The organism is Vibrio sp. S11_S32, assembly GCF_014694465.1.
In the GTDB taxonomy this organism is placed as follows: Bacteria; Pseudomonadota; Gammaproteobacteria; order Enterobacterales; family Vibrionaceae; genus Vibrio; species Vibrio algicola.
This window is the reverse complement of sequence record NZ_JAAUWS010000001.1, coordinates 23,575-43,620: the sequence shown is the minus strand read 5'-3', so window position 1 is coordinate 43,620 and position 20,046 is coordinate 23,575. Positions and strand designations below refer to the sequence as shown.

Annotated in this window: 13 protein-coding genes, 1 tRNA gene, 1 pseudogene and 1 riboswitch; of the genes and pseudogenes, 8 read left to right on the top strand and 7 right to left on the bottom strand. The window is 43.7% G+C overall.

Going from position 1 to position 20,046, the window contains the following annotated elements; translation table 11 throughout:
* Positions 1–5: 5 nt before the first annotated feature.
* The 5 genes from rsxD to HC723_RS00165 form a co-directional block, all read right to left on the bottom strand.
* Positions 6–1,058: an electron transport complex subunit RsxD gene (gene rsxD / locus HC723_RS00185; protein ID WP_190337836.1), complete on the bottom strand. Its 1,053-nt coding sequence runs from the start codon at positions 1,056–1,058 to the stop codon at positions 6–8.
* Positions 1,058–3,634, bottom strand: coding sequence for an electron transport complex subunit RsxC (gene rsxC / locus HC723_RS00180; RefSeq protein ID WP_190337835.1), 2,577 nt, complete (start codon positions 3,632–3,634; stop codon positions 1,058–1,060). The genes rsxD and rsxC overlap by 1 nt, the downstream gene beginning before the upstream one ends.
* Before the next feature lie 10 nt (positions 3,635–3,644).
* Complete coding sequence (gene rsxB / locus HC723_RS00175) at positions 3,645–4,274, bottom strand: electron transport complex subunit RsxB (RefSeq protein ID WP_190337834.1); 630 nt, start codon at positions 4,272–4,274, stop codon at positions 3,645–3,647.
* 3 nt (positions 4,275–4,277) lie between these two features.
* Positions 4,278–4,856 carry an electron transport complex subunit RsxA gene (gene rsxA, locus HC723_RS00170; RefSeq protein ID WP_153446750.1) on the bottom strand — a complete coding sequence of 193 codons (579 nt, stop codon included), beginning with the start codon at positions 4,854–4,856 and terminating at the stop codon, positions 4,278–4,280.
* A 181-nt stretch (positions 4,857–5,037) separates the two neighbouring features.
* Positions 5,038–5,113 (bottom strand) — tRNA-Asn (locus tag HC723_RS00165).
* Positions 5,114–5,706: 593 nt separating this feature from the next.
* Here HC723_RS00165 and uvrB point away from each other — a divergent pair.
* On the top strand, positions 5,707–7,737 hold the full coding sequence (uvrB, locus tag HC723_RS00160) for an excinuclease ABC subunit UvrB (RefSeq protein WP_190337833.1): 2,031 nt from the start codon (positions 5,707–5,709) through the stop codon (positions 7,735–7,737).
* A gap of 91 nt (positions 7,738–7,828) precedes the next feature.
* Here the strand turns inward: uvrB and yvcK are convergent, their stop codons facing one another.
* Positions 7,829–8,719: a uridine diphosphate-N-acetylglucosamine-binding protein YvcK gene (yvcK, locus tag HC723_RS00155; protein WP_190337832.1), complete on the bottom strand. Its 891-nt coding sequence runs from the start codon at positions 8,717–8,719 to the stop codon at positions 7,829–7,831.
* Positions 8,720–8,900: 181 nt separating this feature from the next.
* A riboswitch (molybdenum cofactor riboswitch) is annotated at positions 8,901–9,088 on the top strand.
* Here yvcK and moaA point away from each other — a divergent pair.
* From moaA to HC723_RS00130, 5 genes are all read left to right on the top strand, one after another.
* Positions 9,077–10,132 carry a GTP 3',8-cyclase MoaA gene (gene moaA, locus HC723_RS00150; protein WP_153446755.1) on the top strand — a complete coding sequence of 352 codons (1,056 nt, stop codon included), beginning with the start codon at positions 9,077–9,079 and terminating at the stop codon, positions 10,130–10,132. Its footprint overlaps the riboswitch before it by 12 nt.
* A gap of 77 nt (positions 10,133–10,209) precedes the next feature.
* Entirely contained in the window at positions 10,210–10,686 is a 477-nt protein-coding gene (gene moaC, locus HC723_RS00145) for a cyclic pyranopterin monophosphate synthase MoaC (RefSeq protein WP_153446757.1), read from the top strand.
* Positions 10,687–10,699: 13 nt separating this feature from the next.
* Positions 10,700–10,945 (top strand): molybdopterin synthase sulfur carrier subunit, encoded by a 246-nt coding sequence (gene moaD / locus HC723_RS00140; protein ID WP_190337831.1) that lies wholly within the window; start codon positions 10,700–10,702, stop codon positions 10,943–10,945.
* 1 nt (position 10,946) lies between these two features.
* The gene (moaE, locus tag HC723_RS00135; RefSeq protein WP_238925377.1) at positions 10,947–11,417 is read left to right on the top strand and encodes a molybdopterin synthase catalytic subunit MoaE; all 471 of its coding nucleotides are present in this window, start codon (positions 10,947–10,949) and stop codon (positions 11,415–11,417) included.
* Between the two features lie 373 nt (positions 11,418–11,790).
* A complete protein-coding gene (locus HC723_RS00130; protein ID WP_190337830.1) occupies positions 11,791–13,377 on the top strand; it encodes a polysaccharide lyase family 7 protein in 1,587 nt (528 codons plus the stop codon).
* A 108-nt stretch (positions 13,378–13,485) separates the two neighbouring features.
* Here HC723_RS00130 and HC723_RS00125 read toward each other — a convergent pair whose 3' ends face one another.
* Positions 13,486–16,020, bottom strand: a complete 2,535-nt coding sequence (locus HC723_RS00125) for a glycosyl hydrolase family 18 protein (protein WP_190337829.1) — start codon at positions 16,018–16,020, stop codon at positions 13,486–13,488.
* Between the two features lie 707 nt (positions 16,021–16,727).
* Here HC723_RS00125 and HC723_RS00120 point away from each other — a divergent pair.
* Together HC723_RS00120 and oppB are read left to right on the top strand one after the other, a co-directional pair.
* Positions 16,728–18,360: pseudogene (locus HC723_RS00120) on the top strand (ABC transporter substrate-binding protein).
* 754 nt (positions 18,361–19,114) lie between these two features.
* Positions 19,115–20,035: an oligopeptide ABC transporter permease OppB gene (gene oppB, locus HC723_RS00115; protein WP_153446766.1), complete on the top strand. Its 921-nt coding sequence runs from the start codon at positions 19,115–19,117 to the stop codon at positions 20,033–20,035.
* The last annotated feature ends 11 nt before the right edge of the window (positions 20,036–20,046 follow it).

The following is a 20,046-nucleotide window of genomic DNA, read 5'->3' as shown; positions in this document are numbered from 1 at the left end:
ATATTTTACCTTGTATGGCCGTAAGTACGGGGCTTGGTGTAGTAATCAATTAACGGTACCGACATATTGGCCAGTAAGATGGCAAATGCAACGCCATCAGGGAAACCGCCCCAAGAACGAATTAAAAACACCACTACACCAATCATGCCGCCATAGTACAAACGTCCCTTGGTGGTGGTGGAGGCCGTAATAGGATCGGTCGCAATAAAGAATGCCCCTAGCATCGTTGCACCAGATAACAATTGCAGTGCTGGCGAGGCCGTCATTCCTGGATCAAATAAACTGGTTAAGACACTCATCACGAATAAGCTTAGCAGCATTGCAGTGGGTATTTGCCATTGGATAATGCGCATTTTTAATAACACTGCACCACCAAATAAGAATGCAATATTAACCCATTGCCAGCCTATGCCAAGTAAACCACTGTAAGGGGCTTGTTGCATGATCTCACTGGCAGTATGCCCAGCACGAATGGATGTTTTGAACGTGTCCAGTGGGGTTGCCATAGTGACACCATCAATACCGGTTCGCACTTGTAATAGAGATAAACCATCGCCGTTATAGCCGCTAAAAATTAATTTGACGCAATCAGAGAAGTGCAAATGCAAGCTAGTGACCACCTCTGGCGCTAACCAACTGGTCATTTGTACTGGGAATGAAATCAGTAGTACCACATACGCGACCATTGCAGGATTAAAGAGGTTTTGTCCAATACCGCCGTATAAATGTTTACCGATCACAATGGCAAAAAACAAACCAATTGCCATTAGCCACCAAGGAGAGAGTGGCGGTATCGAAACCGCAAGTAGCATGCCGGTCACCATAGCACTATTATCTTTTAATGCGGTTAAAGGTGAGCGTTTTCTTAGCAGCATGACCGCAGCTTCAAAAAACCAAGCTAATAAGACTGCATATACAACTTGAATTAATACACCGTAACCGAAGAAATAGGTTTGTGCGCCAATACCAGGCAGTAAACATAAAGCTACCCACATCATAATGTTGGAGGTATTGCGTTTGACATGAACGTGCGGTGAGCTGGTAATAAAAAACGCCACTATTTCTTCTCCTGTTTATTTTTGCCAATAAAGACCGGTATATCGAACAGATCATCAAGCGATAAATCAGATGTTGGTTGTGTTTTTTCTGCTAAGGCATCAGATTGCTCTGTTTGTGTGGTGAGTTTCTCCGCTCCCGCATCTTGGCTCTCTGAGTGACTTTCAGGCTGTGCTTGTTGTTGTGCCTGTTGCTGCGCCTGTTGTTCGGCTTTGCGCGCTTTGGCTCGAGCAACTGCAGCGGCCACGGCAGCATTTTTTGGCGCGGGTGCAGACATTGATTTAGTTTCAGATTCCATGTTGATATTTTGTTTGTCGGTGTCAGTATCAGCTTCGGTGTCGCTTTTGCTGTCAGGCTGTGCTTGCTGTTGTGCCTGTTGCTGCGCCTGTTGTTCGGCTTTACGCGCTTTAGCTCGAGCCACTGCGGCGGCCACGGCAGCATTTTTTGGCGCAGGTGCAGGGGTTGATTTTGTTTCAGGTTCAGCGCTGATATCTTGCTTGTCAGTGTCAGTGTCAGTATCGGTGTTGATTTCTTTGTTGATTTCGCTTTTGCTGTCAGCCTGTGCCTGCTGTTTGGCTTTACGCGCTTTAGCTCGAGCCACTGCTGCGGCCACGGCGGCATTTTTTGGCGCGGGTGCAGGGATTGATTTTGTTTCAGGTTCCACGCTGATATTTTGGTTGTCGGTGTCGGTTTCGCATTTGCTGTCAGCCTGTGCTTGTTGTTCGGCTTTGCGCGCTTTAGCTCGAGCAACTGCGGCAGCCACGGCGGCATTTTTTGGCGCAGGTGCAGGGGTTGATTTAGCTTCAGGTTCCGCGCTGATATCTTGTTTGTCGGTTTCAGTTTCAGTTTCGCTTTCAGCTTGTGCTTGCAGCTGCGCTTTTTTCTCTCTTGCGACACGCTTGCGTTCTTCACGCAACTTCATCATCTCGCTGTTATCGGGCTCGCTTTGTCCTGCTTTTGCTGCGGCTGCTTGTTTGGCTTTAGCGCGCGCAATAGCAGCGGCAACGGCCGGTTTCACGGTTGTAGTATCTGGCGTGAGTGTGGCTTTATTGGCTTTAACTCGTGCGATCGCGGCGGCGATGGCATCGTCACCACCGGCAGTTTTGTTCATTTCACCACGGCGTTTATCGGCGGCTTGCTTAAAGCGATTTTCACGCTCTTGTTTATCTCGCTCAAGACGTTGTTGTCTTTCTTCAAAACGCAGTTTAGCGCGTTCGGCTTCTTTGGCTTCTTGATTACGGGTCCAGATCTCGGATTTGGCTTGGCGATAATATTGCACCAACGGGATCTCACTTGGGCAAACATAAGCACAAGCGCCACATTCGATGCAATCCGACAGATGGTATTCTTCACATTTGTCGTAATCTTGTGCTTTGGCATACCACTGCATTTGTTGTGGTAGCAATGACACTGGGCACACTTCGGCACAAGCAGTACAGCGGATGCAGGCCATTTCTTGTGAAGCCGGTGCCAACTCTTTGCGTTTTGGCGCTAAAATACAGTTGGTGATCTTGGTGATCGGCACATGGGGATGCGGTAAGGTGAAGCCCATTAATGAACCGCCGATGATCAGGCGAGGATGACGTTTGTCAGCTTTATATCCAAACTGTTCTAATAGTGATGAAATTGGCGTGCCTAAACGAGTAAATACATTGCCTTTTTGCGCAAAAGAATCACCCGTTAAGGTCACAACACGTTCAATTAAAGGCTCGCCATCGACAATCGCACGTTTAATCGCAAAAGCTGTACCGACGTTTTGCATCAGTACGCCGACTGCAGCCGAGTGCGCTTTGCTAGGTACTTCACGCCCAGTTAATACCTTGATTAATTGTTTAGCGCCACCAGATGGGTATTTGGTCGGGATCACACGGATCACTAAATCCACTTCTTTGGCGGCGAGTTCGAGTGCGGCGGTGGCTTCTTTCTTATTATCTTCAATGCCGATGATGGTGACTTCAGGTTTTAGAATATGTTGGATCACCTGAACGCCTTGGATCACTTCTTCTGCAAAGTCGCGCATTAAGCGGTCATCGGCGGTGATGTAAGGTTCGCACTCTGCGGCATTGATGATGAGTATTTTGGTTTTTGCTAATCCGGTATGCAACTTACGAGCGGTAGGAAAACCCGCACCGCCCATACCTGAGATACCCGACTGGCGGATTTTTTCGATCAGAGCTTCGGGATCGACATCTTGATAGTTTGGTGTGGCTTGTTTTTCAATCCAAGTATCGAGTCCATCGGGTTTAATAATTATGCACAGATCAGATAAGCCAGATGGGTGAGCGATAGTGCGTTTTTCAATTGCGGTAACGGTGCCAGAGGTTGGCGCATGCACTGGCACCATAAAAGCGAGATTGGCATGAGTAAGTTGCTGACCACGTAAGACATGATCGCCAACTTTAATGCAGATATCCCCCGGACGACCAATGTGCTGTTTCAATGGCAGGATAAATTCATCGGCCAGTTGTGGAAAGACCATAGTCGTGTGTGATGATTGATCTTTATTTTCCGGCGGATGAATGCCGCCGGGGAAATCCCAGAGTTGACCGTGACGAATTTGTTCAATTAAAGACGACATTCTATTTCCTTCAATTCACGGTTTCAGATTTGGATGCAGTGTCAGCAGAGGCTTCAATGTTTGCAGTCTCATTTTTGGTTGCCGGAGATAAATCAGTGACAACCGGAATAGTGTTTAAGGTCCACTTCCAAGTATCGGGGGTGGTTTCAACTGGGATCATTTCAATACAGTCAGTCGGGCAGGGCGCAACACAAAGATCGCAGCCAGTACATTCACTTTTGATCACCGTGTGCATTGCTTTCGTGCCGCCGACAATCGCATCGACTGGGCAAGCTTGAATACACTTAGTACAACCAATGCACATATCTTCATGAATAAAGGCGACTTTCTTAACCGCTTCTTCAATGTTGGCGCTATCGGATGGAACATCAATACCCATTAAGTTTGCCAGTTTCTCAATGCCGGCTTGACCGCCTGGTGGGCATTTGGTGATAGCATCACCATTGGCAATCGCTTCCGCGTAAGGACGGCAACCAGGGTAGCCACATTGACCACATTGTGTTTGCGGTAAAATATCATCAATTTGATCGACGATTGGATCGGCTTCGACTTTGAAACGAATAGAGGCAAAGCCCAGAATAACCCCAAAAACGGCGGCTAAAGCGGCAATGGCAGCAACAGCAATAACGATGGTACTCATGAATTATTTCACCAAGCCAGTAAAGCCCATAAAGGCGAGTGACATTAAACCTGCGGTGATCATCGCAATCGATGCACCTTTAAATGGCATAGGAACATCTGCCGCGGCAATACGTTCACGCATTGAGGCAAATAGAATCAATACTAGCGAGAAGCCTACCGCCGCGCCAAAGCCATAGATGATTGACTCGATAAAGTTATGATTTTCATTGATATTAAGCAAAGCAACGCCCAGAACCGCACAGTTAGTGGTGATCAAGGGCAAGAAAATACCTAATAAACGATAAAGGGTAGGACTGGTTTTATGCACCACCATTTCGGTAAATTGAACCACAAACGCAATCACTAAAATAAAGCTCATGGTTTGTAAGTATTCAATCCCTAATGGGCGCAAAATATAGGTTTGAACTAAATAAGAGCAGACCGACGCGAGAGTGAGAACAAACGTCGTCGCCAGCCCCATGCCAATGGCGGTTTCTAATTTCTTTGATACGCCCATAAACGGGCAGATGCCGAGGAATTTGACGAGCACAAAGTTATTGACTAAGACGGTGCCAACAAGCAAGAGAAGGTAATCGGTCATATCATCTCATTAGGTTAATAGTGATCCCGATATTATCGTCATTTGTGACACTAATAACAACCTACTGAAAATAGGTATTTAGTCATTTAAGGCAGTATTTATCGGGAAAAAGCAATAAAGTTGATTTAAAGCGAGAAAAAAACGCAAAAAGGCCGCATTAATATGCGGCCTTTTTTAAATTTGGCTCCCTGTGCAAGACTTGAACTTGCGACATACGGATTAACAGTCCGCCGTTCTACCAACTGAACTAACAGGGAATTATTCAACGAGGAGGATTCTAGCGAGAGTCGTTTTTACTGTCAATCCACGAAGCAATAAAAAAGTGATTTTTTTTAAGTTTTTTAGCTTTACTTTCTTGTATCAATTGACTGGCAAGGGCTAGAGCTAGTTATCCACTAAATTTGTGGATAAGTGTGTGTATGAAACCTGAGCAACTAATTGGTCGCTGTATTATTAACAAGTGTTTAATTAATAAATATGGTCTAATTGATTGTATTTTATAGCTTTGTAAGTAAGTTAATTAGTTAGTGTTGATGTGGATTAAATGAACAAAGAAAAGAGAAATGTTAATAAAATGAGATAAAATGATTTTTTTTGGGGAAAAGCAGTGGGTAAAAATAGAGGGTATGTTGCGAGTGGCTAAATCGAGGGACAAGAATATTAACAGAATTAAATTTAATTCGCTAGCGCTAAATTGGCTGTTTTGGATGCGATTCTAACCAGATCATCCGCTATTTTAATTCGCTGCTATTTTTTAAACAGCGATACCGATTCACAAGTTTAAAATGTTTGGATACAGTAGACCCCTGCAACCTTTGCGCGAAACCATTATGACCAAGTTGAGAGTGTTATGAGTAAATTATATCAATTGGAATCGGCCTACAATCCGGCTGGTGACCAACCTGCTGCTATTGAGCAATTAACCGATGGTCTAGATTCTGGCCTTGCTCATCAAACCTTATTAGGTGTTACGGGCTCGGGTAAAACCTTTACCTTAGCCAACGTGATTGCCAACGCGCAAAGACCGACCATTATTTTAGCACCGAATAAAACCTTAGCCGCGCAATTGTACGGCGAGATGAAAGCTTTTTTTCCTCATAATGCGGTTGAGTATTTCGTTTCTTATTACGATTATTATCAACCTGAAGCTTATGTTCCAACCACCGACACTTTTATTGAAAAGGATTCATCGGTTAATGCGCATATCGAACAAATGCGCTTGTCTGCCACCAAATCATTAATTGAACGTAAGGATGCCATTATTGTGGCGTCGGTTTCGGCTATTTATGGTTTGGGAGATCCTGATTCTTATTTAAAAATGATGCTGCATATTCGTCGTGGTGACATCTTGGATCAGCGTGACATCATCCGCCGTTTGGCCGAATTGCAATATACCCGGAATGATATGGTGTTTGAACGTGGTAATTTCCGTGTCCGTGGTGAAGTGGTGGATGTGTTTCCGGCTGATTCTGAACATGATGCGGTGCGGATTGAAATGTTTGACGAAGAAGTGGAATGCATCAGTATTTTTGACCCGTTGACTGGCGCGATCAAGCAACGGGATATGGCGCGCGCGACCATTTATCCTAAAACTCACTATGTGACCCCAAGAGAAAAAATTCTTGAAGCGATTGAAGAGATCAAGCTTGAGTTAGTTGAGCGGCAAAAACACCTGCGTGAAAATAATAAGTTGGTAGAAGATCAACGCATTACTCAGCGAACTCAGTTTGATGTTGAAATGATGAATGAAATCGGTTTTTGTTCCGGAATTGAAAACTACTCTCGCTACTTAAGTGGGCGAAAAGAAGGTGAGCCGCCACCAACCTTATTTGATTACCTGCCTAAAGATGGCTTGCTGATCATAGATGAATCGCACGTTACGGTGCCGCAAATAGGCGCGATGTATAAAGGTGACCGCTCGCGTAAAGAAACGCTGGTGGAATTTGGTTTTCGTTTGCCGTCAGCGTTGGATAATCGCCCGTTACGTTTTGAAGAGTTTGAAGCCTTAGCACCACAAACCATTTATGTTTCTGCTACGCCAAGTCAATATGAACTGGATAAATCGGGCGATGATGTGGCCGAGCAAGTCGTGCGGCCAACCGGATTACTCGATCCAGAAATTGAAGTGCGTCCAGTCGGCACTCAAGTCGATGATTTATTATCGGAAATACACAAACGAGTGGCAGTCAATGAGCGGGTATTGGTCACCACCTTAACCAAACGGATGGCAGAAGATCTAACCGAATACTTAACCGAGCATGGCATTAAAGTGCGTTATCTGCATTCAGATATTGATACGGTGGAACGTGTCGAAATTATTCGTGATTTACGTTTAGGTGAGTTTGATGTGTTAGTCGGAATTAACTTACTGCGTGAAGGTTTGGATATGCCGGAAGTGTCTTTAGTCGCCATTTTAGACGCTGACAAAGAAGGCTTCTTACGTTCTGAGCGGTCGTTGATCCAAACTATCGGTCGCGCCGCGCGTAACTTGCAAGGTAAAGCCATTTTATACGGTGATTCGATAACCAAATCGATGAAAAAAGCGATAGATGAAACCGACCGTCGTCGTGCAAAACAACATGCTTACAATGAATCGATTGGTGCCACGCCACAAGCATTGACCAAAAGCATCCAAGACATTATGGAATTGAGTCATGTTGGGACGCGCAAAGGTAAAAAAGCCAGCAATGTCGTTTCGCTATCGAAAGTCGCCGAGCAAGCAGCGGAGTACCAAGCCTTGACGCCCCAACAGCTTGATAAACGCATTACTCAACTTGAAAATGAGATGTACCAACATGCACAAAATTTAGAGTTTGAGCAAGCAGCGCATAAACGCGATGAAATCGAAAAACTCAGGGCGCAGTTTATCACCAATAGTTAACCGCGGGATGCCAAAGACAGTTTATTCTGATGGAGGTAAACTGTCTTTTTATTGCCATTTTCAGGCACCGCTTAAGATCACTTGGCATCCGTCACTGCAAAATAATCTTTTCGATTTGTTGTTGCAGTTTTTTACGGTCGTGTCGCCATTCGTGGTTAGGTGATGCTAAGTTTACTTCAACACATTGATATTGTAGTTTTAACTCATCACTAAAGTTCTCACCCAATAAAATATCCACTTGACGACCGCCACAAGCACGTTGGCACCAATTTAATTTTTGCTCTAACGTCATCATGCCAGCAGGGCCGTATTCATTATCGAGATTATCAATAAACACCACTTTGGCTTGTGAACATTCGGCAATTGCTTTGCCTATTTCGGGTAATAACAATGGCGGCATGATGCTGGTTAAAAAACTGCCAGGTCCTAAGATAATACAGTCGGCAGCTTGGATCGCATGGATCCCTTCATCGGTAGCCGGTACTTCGGGCTCAACGTACAAACGTTGTAGTAACTCAGACATTTCATCGACATTGGTTTCCCCCCGCACCCATTGATCTGAAACTGACAACGCAGTGAGATCTGCTGGGTGTTCCGACATCGGTACAATATTGACTTCGACTTGCAACATATCACGGATCAAATTAATCGCTTCTAATGGACGAATGGAAAGATTACCCAGCGCGGTCAGCATCAAGTTACCTAAATTGTGTCCGTTAAGCTCTCCCGCTCCTCGAAAACGATATTCAAACATCATCGAACTGGTGGTCGGTTCGGTGATCAACTGATTAATACAATTACGCGTATCGCCCCAAGCAATACCGCCTTGGCATTGACGAATACGTCCGGTTGAACCGCCATTGTCGGTAGTCGCCACAATACCGGTGGCATTATGGCCAAAATCTTTTAACGCGGCCAAAATACGGCCTAAACCATGTCCACCGCCTATTGCGACAACTTTGTTTTTGGTATGAATAGTCATAAATAAATGTCATGTTAAAAATGTTGATAGAAGCGATTTGAAGATCTTCTTCACATTTCTTTGATTTGGATTAACTAAATATAACGGGCTTAGCCTGAAATGGGTATGGAAAAAATCACGTTTCTTGCGTAGACTTTGACAATAATCTTATCAATTGGCCATTTCCAACAGAAAGTCGATTGTTATGTCAAAACTCCGAGCGTGGATCACTACGTTTACTTTTTATCTTATCTATAGCGGAATGATACGTTATTACATCTGATGAAAAGTTAAATATGTTTTTTACGCCAGTGGCAAATTTTGTCACCAGGGTTTACTTAGAAATGAGTTGACCTCCCGTATTTGGAAAGGTGTTTCGTGACCCAATTAGTTAATCAATATACTCCTCAAAAAGAGGGGGGTCTTAGTGACTCTCCCGCTTCAGATTCTACGGAATTTGTCGATAACTTTCAGCGTAAGTTTTATTACTTACGTCTGTCGATCACTGACGTGTGTAATTTTAAGTGTACCTATTGTTTGCCCGATGGCTATCATCCAACCGGTCGTAAAAACTCGTCTTTTTTAGATCAATCTGAAATTAAACGTGTAGTCAATGCGTTCGCCGATTGTGGCACCACTAAAGTGCGTTTAACCGGCGGTGAACCAAGTTTACGCAAAGACTTTACCGATATTATTGCCAGTGTTGCCGAAACCAAAGGCATCAATAAAGTCGCCACCACCACTAACGGTTATCGCATGGCCAAACAAGTGGATGACTGGAAAGAGGCAGGATTGACGCACATTAATGTCAGTGTCGATAGTCTAGATCCAAAATTGTTCCACCAGATCACAGGTGAAAATAAATTTCACGATGTGATGAATGGGATTGAGCGCGCCTTTGAAATTGGCTATCAGCAAGTCAAAGTCAATGTAGTGCTGCTCAAACAATTAAATGGCCACTCGCTACCTGAATTCCTCCATTGGATCAAAACCCGACCAATTCAATTGCGCTTTATTGAATTAATGCAAACGGGCGAAATGGATACGCTATTCCAACAGCAGCATCAATCGGGCGTCAGCATCCGCAATCATCTGATCGCCAATGGTTGGTTACTCAAAATCAAAGAAGCGAATGATGGTCCCGCGCAAGTGTTTGTGCACCCTGATTACTTAGGTGAGATTGGGTTGATCATGCCGTACGAAAAAGGCTTCTGTGAAACCTGTAACCGCCTTCGCGTCTCGGCAACCGGTAAATTACACTTATGTTTGTTTGGCGATCAAGGGGTAGAATTGCGCGATCTGCTCGAACAAGATCAACAAGAAGGTGCCTTGATTGAACGCATTCAAGGCGCGCTTAAAACCAAATCAGTCAGTCACTTCTTGCAAGATGGCAATACCGGTATGACACCTCATCTCGCCTCGATCGGCGGCTAATACTTTTAGTCTCTCTCTTTAATCAAGGTTCTTGTTAGTATTTCTGATGAGGGCCTGTATTGTGACAGGAATATAACGTGGAAAAATTTACACACATTAATGCTTCAGGCGAAGCCAATATGGTCGATGTCTCTGCCAAACAAGAAACGGTCCGTGAAGCACGCGCAGAAGCGTGGGTGAGCATGTCGGCTGAAACGCTGCAATTGATTGTGTCTGGCGATCATCATAAAGGCGATGTGTTTGCTACCGCTCGCATTGCAGGCATCCAAGCGGCGAAAAAAACCTGGGACTTGATCCCGCTGTGTCATCCATTACTGCTGACAAAAGTTGAAGTGCATTTACAAGCTCTACCTGAAACCAATCAAGTGCGCATTGAATCTTTGTGCAAGCTGACCGGCAAAACTGGGGTAGAAATGGAAGCATTAACCGCAGCTTCTGTCGCGGCACTGACCATTTACGATATGTGTAAAGCAGTGCAAAAAGACATGGTGATTGGTCAAGTCCGATTACTGGAAAAAACCGGCGGTAAGTCTGGTCATTTCAAAGCAGAATAGGGAGGTTATTAATATGATTAAAGTATTATTTTTTGCTCAAACGCGTGAGCAAATTGGCGAAGAGGGCATTAATGTCGATGCCGATAACCTAACCGCCGATGCCTTGCGTGAGCAACTTTGCCAACAAGGTGAAAAATGGGCGCAAGCGTTGCAATCGGGCAAGTTACTTGTGGCGGTAAACCAAGATATGGTGCCAATGGAAACCTTAGTTAAGTCGGGCGATGAAGTGGCCTTTTTTCCACCGGTGACCGGAGGTTAATATGACGGATATCAACGCATTTGAAATGGTATCTGTCCCTTATGATGATTTTGATGTTGGCGCAGAATACGCACAACTTGCTCAAGGTTCTCAAGCGGGCGCGGTAGTTACCTTTGTGGGGAAGGTTCGCGATATGAATCTGGGCGATAATGTCACCGGACTCAGTCTAGAGCATTACCCTGGCATGACCGAGCGCTCACTAATTTCTATTTGTGAGCAAGCAAAGCAACGTTGGCCATTATTGAATATTCGCGTGATCCATCGTATTGGTGATTTAGATCTCGGCGATCAAATTGTATTTGTTGGCGTATCGAGCGCGCACCGAGTGGCAGCGTTTGAAGCGTGTGAATTCGTGATGGATTATTTAAAAACCAAAGCACCATTTTGGAAGAAAGAGCGCACCACCGATGAGGCCCGTTGGTTGGAGTCACGTGATTGTGATGCTAAAGCGGCGCAGCGTTGGAATAAATAACCTGAACCGGATGAAACCTAGCCAACAAACCGACGTGATACATGGTTGGATGACAACCATCTTGAAAAACACCTATCCTGACAAACAAAGCCTCTGCTTTTGACTTCTTTAACGAAGAGATAAACAGAGGCTTTTTCGTTGCTGATTTGTTATCTTTTATCGTTATTTTTAAAGTGAAAAGTAAGATCCCTCCCAAATATTCAACATAAATTGTGTCTAAATATCTGACCGTTGTCTCGTTTTGCCAGCAAATGACTTATTTGTATTACAAGATTATGAAATGATAAGAAAACTAAAGCACATTGAATAAATCAATGGATTAAAGCTAATTCTTTTTGTTTTTCTAATTTTATAGCGAATAGGTGACCTAGACATGAAACATATTTATCTTAAAACCTTGCTAGCATCTTCTGTATTGCTAGCGGTCGGTTGTACATCAACAGCAACGCTTACTCCAGCTCAGCAACTTGCACAAGATCAGTCAACGGCGCAAGGTTTCACGGGTGAATCCGTATTAACTCCGGTTGCTGTTTCAGCGAGCAGTCATGATGGTAATGGTCCTGATCGCCTGATTGATAATGATATCAAAACGCGTTGGTCTGCTAATGGTGATGGCGAATGGGCAATGCTAGACTATGGCTCTGCGCATGAGTTCAATGCGGTTCGTGCGGCATTCAGTAAAGGTAATGAGCGTCAAAGTAAGTTTGATATTCTTGTTAGTACAGATGGTAAAACATGGACTCCTGTCCTTGAAAATCAAATGAGTTCTGGTGGTGTTATTGGCTTAGAACGTTTTGCTTTTCCACCGGTTACTGCGCGTTATATTAAATATGTGGGTCACGGTAACACTGATAATGGTTGGAGTAGTGTTACAGAACTTGCAGCGCTAAATTGTGGTGTTAATGCTTGTCCGACCAACCAAATCATTACCCCTGAGGTGGTTGCAGCGGAGCAAGACATGATTGCTCAAATGAAAGCGGATGCCAAAGCACAAAAAATAGCGAGACAAGACTTACGTAAAGGTAATTTTGGCGCAGCTGCGGTATATCCATGTTTAACAACGGTTAAATGTGGCAGTGGCGAACTACCAACCCCAACAGGTTTACCTGCAACACCAAAAGCAGGCAATGCACCAAGCCAAAACTTTGATCTAACCACATGGTACTTATCTCAGCCATTTGACCATGATAAAAACAACCGCCCTGATGATGTGAATGAATGGGATCTGGCGAATGGTTACTCACACCCTGATGTATTCTACACCGCTGCAGACGGTGGTTTGGTATTCAAAACGTTTGTGAAAGGTGTTCGTACTTCACCAAATACCAAATATGCTCGTACTGAACTACGTGAAATGCTGCGTAAAGGTGATAAATCAATCCCAACGAAAGGGGTTAACAAAAACAACTGGGTATTCAGTTCTGCGCCAGTGGCTGACCAAAAAGCCGCCGGTGGTGTTGATGGTGTACTAAACGCGACACTTAAAATTGACCACGCCACGACAACAGGTGAAGCCGGTCAAGTTGGTCGCTTTATTATTGGTCAAATCCATGATCAAGATGATGAGCCAATTCGACTGTACTACCGTAAATTGCCAAACCAACCAACAGGTACGGTTTACTTCGCACACGAAAACACCTTGAAAGGCACGGATACATTCTATGACTTAGTGGGTGGCATGACGGGTGAAATCGGTGATAAAGGTATCGCACTTGGCGAGAAATTTAGCTACCAAATCGCGGTTAAAGGTAACACGATGACAGTTACAGTTATGCGCCCTGGTAAGCCGGATGTAAAACAAGTCGTTGATATGAGTGAAAGTGGTTACGATGTGGGTGGTAAGTACATGTACTTTAAAGCCGGTGTTTATAACCAAAATATCTCTGGTGACCTAGATGATTACGCTCAAGCGACTTTCTACAAACTAGATAAGTCTCATAGCACATACACAGGAAAGTAAATTTTCTGAAAAGTGAACAAGATAAGAGGGTTATGATTTAACGTCTTATCAAAAAATAAAAGCCAGTAGAGTGATCTATTGGCTTTTGTCATGGTTATCTTTGTAAAATTAGTTACAGGTTACTGCACCTAGGTTTTTCCAAACACCCCATTCACCCGATAGGCTAGGATTTTGACCTTGTGTCCACCATTTAGCCTCATAAAGAGTGCCCTCTAGTGTCACTTGATCTCCGCCGGTATAAACTGCCGCACTATCCCAAGCATTATCACAGGTTGGATCAGGGTCTACGCTTCCTTCAGTTTTTAGAATGACAACCGAAATGGATGCAGAGCTAGACAGCTGACCATCACTGACCGTCACACTAAAGTTTAGAGTAGTATCAGCATCATATTCACCCGCGACAAAGCTAATGCTTGCACCGCTACCAGTCACGCCAGAAGGCAGAGTCCAAGTATAAGTTAAAGCATCGCCTTCAGCATCGGTAGAGCTTGATGCGTCAATCACAACCGTATCACCGGCTTGAGCTTGGGTTGGAGCAACAATTGCAGCCACTGGCGCGGTATTTTCAACCGGAACATCGACAGGATTAACCGTGATCACAACCGTATCGGTAGCAGTAGCACCTTCGTTATCTGTAACCGTTAAAGAGAAGATATACGTTTGTGCTTCCGTTACTTCCGTCGCATCAAAACTGGCTTTGGCTGCCGTTGCATTACTCAGGGTTACCGCAGGGCCCGAGGTTTGTGTCCAAGCGTAAGAAGCAATTGAGCCACCGACATCTTTCGACCCAGAACCATCAAGTACTACCGCCGCAGGGCCAACCACCACTTTATCAACACCAGCATTAGCGCTTGGTGGACGGTTAGAGGCTTCACCGGCTAAACCTTCATGCATTGCATTTAAGATATCACCATTATCAGCATCAATTTCCCACGAGAATAAACCAGCTAAACCTAAGCTACGCGCGTATTCGCCCTTAGCAATCGTTGAGCGGTCATCATCAAAGGTCAGAAGTTTACCGTTTGAACGATTCCAAACATAAGGCGCTTGTGCGCTTTCATCATAACCATATTCGTAGCCATTGATGCCTTGTTTGTCGGCGCCTAACATGAACTCTTTAATGCCTTTGTAATCAATAACGCCAGCTTCCCAAACACCTTGAGCTTTGGTGCCAGTAAATTTACCGTTACCCGTACCCGTCATTGGATTCGTCGCATCGGTTAATGTGTTTGGCATCACACCATCCCAACCACGACCATACATTGCAACACCAGCAACTAACTTATTGGCTGGAACACCTTGAGCTAATAGCAACTGAATACCATTATCTAAGGTATAAGCAGGGCCTTTAAATGGCTTTCCTTCCGCGTCGTTGCCAGTACCATCACACTGACCAGGAAGGAGTGCGCTGCTGCAATATAAACCAGCTTGGTGACCCGGAACGTTATTCCAACCGCCATAGAAGTCATAAGTCATGGCGAAGATGTAATCCATATATTGAACCGCTTGCCCATAATCCACATCTTCAACCTTATCGTGACCGGCATTAATCGCAGAGGTTAACTCATACTCTTTACCATTGGCCACTTCAAGCTCATCCAGCATCGCGCGCAGTTCTTGCATTAAAGCAACGTATGCTGGGCCATCTTTTTGCGGATCGCCTAGGTTGGCATTCTCACCACCGCCACCTGGGAATTCCCAGTCAATGTCAACCCCATCAAAAAACTTCCAAGTGGTTAAGAAGTCTTTAACAGAGGCGACAAAAATATCGCGCTTTGATTTATCGGTGAAAGAAAAGAAAGGATCAGAAAGTGTCCATCCACCCACAGAAGGAAGGATTTTTAGATCAGGATTACGCTGTTTAAGCGCCATCATCATTGCAAAATTACCCTTGATAGGGGTGTCGTACTCGTGTCCTGCTTGTTTAAAGCTTTTTTGATACGCCGCCCACGGATCATGGATAACCACGTTGTAATCAGGCACGCCCTGACACGCGGTTTGTAGCGCGTTAAAGCTATTTCCACCCACAGATTTTAGCGATTCATTTGGCCCACAAATTGGAATAAAGCCGTAAAGGATATGGGTTAAATTATCAGCAGGAAGGTTATCAACCGTGTATTCACGATCATAAATACCCCATTCAACAAAATAGGTGCCGACGACGGTATTTTTATCGGTGTTGTAGCTCTTGTTGTTTGGATCGGTATTCATCACTAATGGCGCTAAGTGAGAGCCATCGGTATCGGCAATGGTTAATGCTTCAGATGCAGACTTAGTACAACCAGTATCATCACAAGCTTCGATCACCATTTGGTAAACGCCGCCTTTAGGATAACTAAACGATGCAGTGGTTTTACTGCCGTTAATTGGACCTGTTGCTACCACTTCACCATCAAAATAGATGTTGTAAGTATCACCTTTAACACCACTGTATTGGTTAAAAATAATATCGACTTTAGCTTGGTCGTGATATTGCACCATGCTGTTGTAACCTGACGTTGTTTCCATCGCCAAATCGATTTTTGAAAATTGTAAATTCTTCGAACCATACATATCTAAAGCGGGGGCTCCGGGAGCGGCATGTGCTGCTACAGAACCTAACGCTAAAGAAATTGCTACTGCGGTTAGATTGAAACGCTTCATATCATTTCTCTCTCTCATTCCTTGAAGTAATACCAATCGTAGAAATATCGGATTATCCAAATACGCTGATTGGTATGATCCATCGCAAAGATTAGGGGGCGATGAAAGCTGCAGACATATACCGAACATCTATAGGTTTATATCGCATCCATTGTAGTGTTGATGAGTAATGATGACCTGACAAAGCACAATGGTGCCTTTTTGAAGCGACCTTGTACTAAATGCTAATCAAGTGTTTAAATTTGCAGTTAAATGTCGTACAGAGTCGATATTTGATAAAACTTGTCAATTCTTTGGTTGTAACTATTGAAATATCAACTAGCGACAATTTTGCTCGAACAATGGCGATTATTAACATTTAGTTACATGTCGCATCTACTGTTGGCACGTTTTTCAGCCGAGTAATGGAAATAAATAAATGCACGTCACTGGGTATTTATGCTGATTCGGTGCGATTTGCTGAATTATTATGCGAGTGGGTAATAAAAGTGTTAATAACGTAGCCTTTTTTGATATTCACTATGGTTGTTAACGTTAAAGGTTGCTAATGTTATCGAGTCTTTATCTGGCTCATGTAACATCAAGCAGTGAAAATACTCTTATAATACTGCGTTATTAGATTTACGTGCTACACCCAGTGTACTGGGGGAGATATACCGATAAAGAAGTCATGGATGCATTTAAATAAAAATTTGGAGTTTAACAATATGATTAAGAATAAAATCACTCAAGCGCTATTAATTGGTGCTGGGTTAACGTTTGGCGCGGCAACTTTCTCTGCAATGGCTGCCCATGTTCCTGAAGGCACTAAGCTTGCCGATAAGCAAGAATTGGTAAAAGGTAATGGCGCAGAAGTGGCGTCTATTGATCCGCAAAAAACCGAAGGTGTGCCAGAGTCCAACGTTATTCGTGATTTATTTGAAGGTTTAGTGGTTCAAGACGGTGACGGTAATGTCGTTCCTGGCGTGGCCGAAACTTGGGAAACCACAGACAACAAAACCTTTACTTTCCATCTGCGTAAAGACGCAAAATGGTCGAATGGTGATCCCGTCACCGCCGATGATTTTGTGTTTGCTTTTCAACGTGCCGTTGATCCGGCTACCGCTTCTCCGTATGCATGGTATTTAGAAATGACTACCATGAAAAATGCGGCAAAAATCATTAGTGGCAAAGCAGATAAATCGACATTAGGTGTAAAGGCTCTCGATGCTAATACCCTTGAAGTCTCACTTGAATCAGCGGTACCGTACTTTGTAAAAATGATGGGGCACACTACAGTGATGCCGGTGAATAAGAAAGTCGTCGAAAAGTATGGCGATCAATGGACTAAAGCTGAAAACTTCGTCGGCAACGGCGCTTATGTTCTTAATAAATGGGTATTAAACGAGCGCATGGAATTGGTTCGTAGTAAAACGTATTGGGATGATAAAGACACTATTATCAACAAAGTGACCTATTTACCAATTGAAAGCCAAGTCGCTGAAATGAACCGTTTCCTTTCTGGTGAGCTTCAAATGACTGACGAACTGCCAAATGAGCATTTCAAAAACCTGCAAAAAGAACATCCAGAAGATCTAAAAGTCGTCGGTAACTTATGTTTCTTACTACTACGGTTTTAATAACCAGAAACCACCGTTTGATGATGTACGAGTGCGTAAAGCACTGTCTTACACCATTGATCGTGATGTGATGACAAAAATTTTACTGGGTCAAGGTCAAAAGCCAGCTTACACATTAACACCTGAAATTGTGGCAGATTTCCACCCAGCATTGCCTGAGTATGCCAAATGGACACAAAAGGAGCGCATTGCTAAAGCCAAAGAATTGCTGAAAGAAGCTGGCTTCGATAAATCAAATCCGCTTAAATTTACCTTGTTATACAACACCGATGATAACCACAAGAAAAATGCCGTTGCAATTGCGTCAATGTGGAAAAAATCATTAGGCGTGACCGTGACACTTGAAAACCAAGAGTGGAAAACCTACTTAGATACGCGTCGTCAAGGCGATTTCGAAGTGACTCGTGCAGGTTGGTGTGGCGATTACAACGAAGCATCGGCTTTCTTGTCATTAATGCAATCTAACAATAGCTCGAATGATCCTCGTTATCACAGCAAAGAATACGATGCGGTGATGGCAAAAGCATTGGCATCGACCAGTGATGCAGAGCGTGCCGATTTGTACGCCCAAGCAGAAACACTGCTCGCGCGTGATATGCCGATCGCGCCAATTTTCCAATATGTGAAAGCACGCTTAGTGTCGCCACTGGTTGGTGGATTCCCTGAAAATAACGCCGAAGATAAGATTTATACCAAAGATCTTTACATTAAAGCGAAGTGATTTTTGCAGTCAAGATAACCAGTTAATGATGTAAAAATAGCAAGCTAATGACGTAAAAATATGGCTTTGTAGCGGGGCAGTAGCTCAGCTGCAAAGCCTTTTTACTTTTTCATTTTCTAGCTGATGATGAATGTTTCAATAACCCTAAAGATTGTAATTCAAATGATTTGTATCAAATGTAAGCAACCCATTGCTATTTTATGTGGTTTAACTCATATTTAGGTGGAATATATAAGCATTTAATGTGTATTTAATAGATTATTATGCCGTTTCTTGGTAGTGTGTTTATAGAAATACATGATCAAATTCAATCGCAAATGAATGCATATTGAATTGATCACGAGTAAGCGATACATCGTTTTGCTTAGTGTGTTTTATCTGGCATGGCAACTTGTCGGAAAATTGTATGAGAAAGGAACTCGCATACAACTCAATATAACCGTAGTGATATTCACTGTGCGCTTATCATTGAACTTGCGTGATCACCGAATGATTCGGCCTTCCTAACGATATTCAATTTTTCCCTCGATAGTCATAAAGTAACGTGAAATGGATCCATTCAAATTAACGTTGCACGCTAGGCGATAACTCAATCGTGCGGCTTAACCACCCCATGATTCTGCTATCAGTTAGAGCCAGACATCAAGTAGCAAATATAAAAACAATAAAAGGGAATGTGTAAGTGGACCGCTTAATAGCAACAATGTCGCTTATGCAGGATTAACTAAAATTAGTCACTATTGGAAGTAATACTATGTTTAAATTCATTTTGAAAAGACTGATAGAGGCAATACCCACATTGCTGGTATTGATCACTGTGTCTTTCTTTCTAATGCGTTTTGCCCCAGGTAACCCGTTTTCAAGTGAACGCCCGTTACCACCGGAAGTGATGGCAAACATTAACGCAAAATACGGTTTAGATCAGCCGGTACTCACCCAATACACCACCTATTTAACCAATATCCTACAAGGGGATTTTGGGCCATCTTTTAAGTACCAAGACTACACCGTGAATGAATTAGTTTACGCAGCGCTACCTGTTTCTGCCAAAGTGGGTTTCTTTGCCTTCATCTTCACTGTGATATTGGGGGTCGGGGTCGGAACCATTGCCGCTTTGAAGCAAAATACCTGGGTCGATTACACCATAATGTCCACTGCGATGCTCGGGGTGGTGATGCCTTCCTTTGTTCTTGCTCCGGTATTGATCTATATCTTCTCGATTAATTTAGGTTGGTTCCCCGCTGGTGGCTGGCAAGGGGGTGGCTTCTTCTACATGTTCTTACCTATGGTCGGGATGTCGCTGCTTTATGTTGCCACTTTTGCCCGTATTACGCGTGGCAGCATGATTGAAACCCTTAACAGTAACTTTATTCGAACCGCTCGTGCTAAAGGGTTGAGCTATCGTTATATTGTTTTTAAACATGCACTTAAACCTGCGTTGTTACCTGTTGTGTCCTATATGGGGCCAGCATTTGTTGGCATTATTACCGGATCGGTAGTGATCGAAACTATTTTTGGCCTGCCAGGTATTGGTAAGTTATTTGTCAACGCAGCGTTTAACCGTGATTACTCGTTAGTGATGGGAATTACCATTTTGATTGGTTTCTTATTCATTCTCTTCAATGCCGTAGTCGATGTGCTTCTGGCGTATATTGATCCGAAAATTCGTTACTAATCAGAGGCTAT

What these genes read in the sequence shown, in the direction of transcription:
- rsxC (WP_190337835.1), bottom strand. Translation starts at nt 3,634, where the DNA reads ATGTCGTCTTTAATTGAACAAATTCGTCACGGTCAACTCTGGGATTTC.
- rsxB (WP_190337834.1), bottom strand. Translation starts at nt 4,274, where the DNA reads ATGAGTACCATCGTTATTGCTGTTGCTGCCATTGCCGCTTTAGCCGCC.
- rsxA (WP_153446750.1), bottom strand. Translation starts at nt 4,856, where the DNA reads ATGACCGATTACCTTCTCTTGCTTGTTGGCACCGTCTTAGTCAATAAC.
- uvrB (WP_190337833.1), top strand. Translation starts at nt 5,707, where the DNA reads ATGAGTAAATTATATCAATTGGAATCGGCCTACAATCCGGCTGGTGAC.
- yvcK (WP_190337832.1), bottom strand. Translation starts at nt 8,719, where the DNA reads ATGACTATTCATACCAAAAACAAAGTTGTCGCAATAGGCGGTGGACAT.
- moaD (WP_190337831.1), top strand. Translation starts at nt 10,700, where the DNA reads ATGATTAAAGTATTATTTTTTGCTCAAACGCGTGAGCAAATTGGCGAA.
- moaE (WP_238925377.1), top strand. Translation starts at nt 10,947, where the DNA reads ATGACGGATATCAACGCATTTGAAATGGTATCTGTCCCTTATGATGAT.
- HC723_RS00130 (WP_190337830.1), top strand. Translation starts at nt 11,791, where the DNA reads ATGAAACATATTTATCTTAAAACCTTGCTAGCATCTTCTGTATTGCTA.
- HC723_RS00125 (WP_190337829.1), bottom strand. Translation starts at nt 16,020, where the DNA reads ATGAAGCGTTTCAATCTAACCGCAGTAGCAATTTCTTTAGCGTTAGGT.
- oppB (WP_153446766.1), top strand. Translation starts at nt 19,115, where the DNA reads ATGTTTAAATTCATTTTGAAAAGACTGATAGAGGCAATACCCACATTG.